This window comes from Kitasatospora sp. NPDC001539 (assembly GCF_040298565.1).
Classification (GTDB): domain Bacteria; phylum Actinomycetota; class Actinomycetes; order Streptomycetales; family Streptomycetaceae; genus Kitasatospora.
Genome location: NZ_JBEPAK010000413.1, coordinates 1 through 3,561, shown reverse-complemented (window position 1 = coordinate 3,561; position 3,561 = coordinate 1). Strand labels below are relative to the sequence as shown.

Genomic DNA, 3,561 nt, shown 5'->3' with positions numbered 1-3,561 from the left:
GGTTTCGGCTGACCGTCGGCGTCCCGGGACCCGGTGGCCGGGGGGAGGCGGGTCGGGCGTTTCCCGTCGGGCGCGGGGCCGGGCCGACGGGTCCGCCCGGTCCCGCTCCGGGCCGGCCCTGGGCGCCGCTACCGGCCCGTCACTCCGGCCGCCCGAGCAGACCGGTGAGGTGCTCCGGCGTGGCCACCGGGCAGACCTTGTGCACGAAGTCCCGCCGCAGCGCGTGGTACGGCTCGCCCGCCCGGTAGAAGTTGGCGTGCATCCGGCGCAGTTCCTCCGCCCGGTACTCGGCCAGCGGCTTCGTCTCCTCGTCCTCGGCCCGGCGGCGCTTCTTGTCCACCAGCCGCCCGGTGAGCTCGGGCGAGGCGGCCAGCCGGGAGGCCTCCCGGGCGACCCGGCGGCGGAACTCGCCCGCGTCCCCGCCGAAGGTCCGGTCCACCAGGCCGATCCGGCGGGCGTGCTCGGCCCCGACCGGCAGCGCCTCGGTGGTGAGCCGCTCGGCCTGCTCGGCGCCGACCCGGGCGGGCAGGGTGTACGTCCAGTACTCGGAGCCGTACAGGCCCATCAGCCGGTAGTGCGGGTTGAGCACCGCCGACTCCCGGCACCACACCTCGTCGGCGGCGAGCGCCATCATCAGGCCGCCGGCCGCCGCGTTCCCGGCCAGTGCGGCGACGGTCAGCTTGTCGCCGGTGGTCAGGATCGCCTCGACCAGGTCGTCCATCGCGTTGATGTTCTCCCAGGACTCCAGCGCCGGGAAGGCCGCGCCCTCGATGACGTTGAGGTGGATCCCGTTGGAGTAGAAGTCCCGGGGTGCGCCGAGCACCAGCACCGAGGTGGGCCGGTCGGCGGCCGTGCGGTAGGCGGCGAGCAGCCGGCGGCACTGCTCGGTGCTCATCGCCCCGCCCGCGTAGGCGAACTCGAGGTAGCCGACGTCGCCCTCCTCGCGGTAGCGCAGCTCCGACCAGGTGTCCCGGCGGCCGGCCGCGGCCGGCGTCACCGGCACCTCGCGGACGCGGTGCAGCTCGTCGGCGAGCACCGTCGCGGCCGGCAGCTTGAAGGTGGCCGGCCCGCCGGGGGTGCGGCGCGGGCGCAACTGCGGGATCCAGACCGCGCCGTCCACGGTGGCGCGGCAGATCGCGCCGTCCCGGGTGGCCAGGACGGCACCGGGCTCCGGGCCGCGCAGCTCGTCCTCGGGGTGGCCGCCGTGCAGGAAGAACTCGCGGCCGTACAGCTCGTCCAGCACGCCGGGCTGGGAGTCGGCGGCGCGCAGCTTGCGCAGCACGGTGGCCGTGTCGTCCTGCTCCCAGTCGATCCGGCGGACCTCCTGGCGCAGGAAGGGCCGCAGCTTGCCGCGCACGTCCGGGCGGCTGTAGTCGAGCGGTTCCGGGGTGAACAGCCCGCCCTCGTACCGCTGGACGGCGAGCAGGACGGCCTCGACGGCGGCGTCGGCCACCTCGCCCCGGTACAGCTCGCTCTTGCCGCAGTCGGGCACCGGGAACTCGACGGACGCCCAGATGTCGCCGGCGTCCATCTCCTCGACGGCCTGCAGCACGGTGACGCCCCAGTGGGAGGCGCCCTCGGTGATCGCCCAGTCGAGCGAGGAGGGGCCCCGGTCGCCCTTCGGGCCCGGGTGCACGATCAGGACCGTCCGGGAGGACCAGATGTCCGCCGGGACGGCCTTGGTGAGCATCGGGCAGAGGATCAGCTCCGGGTCGACCCGGGCCACGGCGGCCCGCATCTGGTCGTCCCCGAGCGCGAGTTGGACGGCGACCTGGTGGCCGCGCTCGCGCAGCTCGGTGTGGACGCGCTGGGTCAGGCTGTTGAACGCCGTGGCGATCAGGAGAATGCGCAAGGGGGCCTCCGGGCAGCGACTTCGGGTGCGCGGTGGCGATGAAACCAGGGCATGGACACGTAACGGTTACGTTCGGTGCCTCAGCGCCCGACCCTCACGCATCCCGCACACCTGTGCACCCCGCTTCGCGGTATCTCCCCAGCCCCTCCCCCCGCGTCGCCTACCGCGGGAACGCCCGGCGGGCCCGCCAGGTGGTGTGCTCGCGGGAGACCGCGTCCTCCGCCTCCGCGGCCAGCCGGGCCCAGCGCGCTTCCGCGTCCGGCGCCCGGAGGTCCAGGTCGGAGAGCTGGTTGCCGACGTTCTCCAGCTCGCGCGCGGCCAACTGGTAGGCGGCGGCCAGCGGGCGCAGCTGCTTGAGCTGCGTCCAGGCGATGATCGCCGCGGCCGCCGCCGAGCTGGCGCCGAAGACGTGCACCTCCAGGGCGCCGGTGGCCTGGGCGATCGCCGCCGCCGCACCGATGATGATCAGCGCGGCGATGCCCAGCCCCCAGGAGACCGCCTGGGACTCGCAGGACTCGGCGCGCGAGCGGTACCAGGTGCGCTGGCCCTCGACCCGGGTGCGCAGGTAGAGCGTGCGCCGGGCGGTCAGGCTGTCGGCCCGGGCGCGGCGCATCTCCTCGGTGATCTCCGGGACGGTGCCGGGCGGCACGATCTCCGGGTCCTCGAAGGCCCGCAGCACGTCCTCGACCTGCAGCAGGTAGCCGCGGTCCGCGTCCGCCGACTCGGCCTCGCCGTCGAACGGCCTGGCCCGGACGGTGTACTTCCAGGCCAGCGTCTTGACCGACTCGGCCGCCGCCCGGGCCTCGTACCAGCGGCCCTGCGGGTTGCTGCGGCGCAGCCGGGACCAGAAGTAGCCGGCGACCAGGAACGCGGCCACCGAGAACAGTGGCTTGATGTCGCTGTCGCCCTTGTGGTCCGGGCCGGGGAGCGACCCGATCAGCGCGGCGATCACCAGCATCGCGATGAGTCCCCGGTGCCACCGCAGCGTCTCGCGTTGCCCGTCCAGCGAGGCCTTGTCGGCGCGCCAGAACAGTTCCGGCAGCAGCCTCGCCTCGACTCCCCCGGGCGGATCCTGTTGCACCATGGGTCGAGCCCCCTCCCCCTTCTCCGTCCAGGCAGTATGCCCACGGCCAACTGCCCTACACGGTCGCCTTTTTGACATCCGCCCGGCGCCGCAGGACCTGCGGTGATTGCCTCGCGGGCCGGTAACCGGTAGAACCGGTTACATGCCGTTGCACTGGAAGCTCGTCATCGACTGCGCCGATCCGCACCGCCAGGCCGCCTTCTGGGGCGCCGCCCTCGACTACACCGTCGAGGACCACAGCGCCCTGGTCGCCCGCCTGCTCGACGCCGGCGCCGTCACCCCGGAGGCCGTCACCGAACTCGACGGCCGGCCCGCCTGGCGCACCCTCGCCGCCGTCCGCCACCCCGAGGACCCGTACGACCCGGCCTCCGGCACCGGCCTCGGGCGCCGCATCCTCTTCCAGGCCGTCCCCGAGGCGAAGCAGGCCAAGAACCGCCTCCACCTCGACCTCCACCCCGGCCCGGTCGAGCGCGCGGCCACCGTCGCCCGCCTCCGGGCCCTCGGCGCCACCGTCCTGCGCGAGGTCAGCGAACCCGCCGGCACCTGGACGACCATGGCCGACCCGGAGGGCAACGAGTTCGACGTCCAGTGACGCCGCTGCCCCGCCCTCCGGGCCGGAGGGCGG

At 74.6% G+C, this 3,561-nt stretch carries 3 protein-coding genes; 1 reads left to right on the top strand and 2 read right to left on the bottom strand.

Features of this window, described 5'->3' with window-relative positions; translation table 11 throughout:
• Positions 1 to 139: 139 nt before the first annotated feature.
• Both ABT247_RS32605 and ABT247_RS32600 read right to left on the bottom strand, forming a co-directional pair.
• The gene (locus ABT247_RS32605) at positions 140 to 1,852 is read right to left on the bottom strand and encodes a hydrogenase maturation protein (RefSeq protein WP_350750069.1); all 1,713 of its coding nucleotides are present in this window, start codon (positions 1,850 to 1,852) and stop codon (positions 140 to 142) included.
• A gap of 160 nt (positions 1,853 to 2,012) precedes the next feature.
• Entirely contained in the window at positions 2,013 to 2,936 is a 924-nt protein-coding gene (locus ABT247_RS32600; RefSeq protein WP_350750066.1) for a DUF4231 domain-containing protein, read from the bottom strand.
• A gap of 142 nt (positions 2,937 to 3,078) precedes the next feature.
• Between ABT247_RS32600 and ABT247_RS32595 the strand changes: the two genes are divergently transcribed.
• Complete coding sequence (locus ABT247_RS32595) at positions 3,079 to 3,528, top strand: VOC family protein (RefSeq protein ID WP_350750063.1); 450 nt, start codon at positions 3,079 to 3,081, stop codon at positions 3,526 to 3,528.
• Positions 3,529 to 3,561 lie beyond the last annotated feature (33 nt).

What these genes read in the sequence shown, in the direction of transcription:
- ABT247_RS32600 (WP_350750066.1), bottom strand. Translation starts at nt 2,936, where the DNA reads ATGGTGCAACAGGATCCGCCCGGGGGAGTCGAGGCGAGGCTGCTGCCG.
- ABT247_RS32595 (WP_350750063.1), top strand. Translation starts at nt 3,079, where the DNA reads ATGCCGTTGCACTGGAAGCTCGTCATCGACTGCGCCGATCCGCACCGC.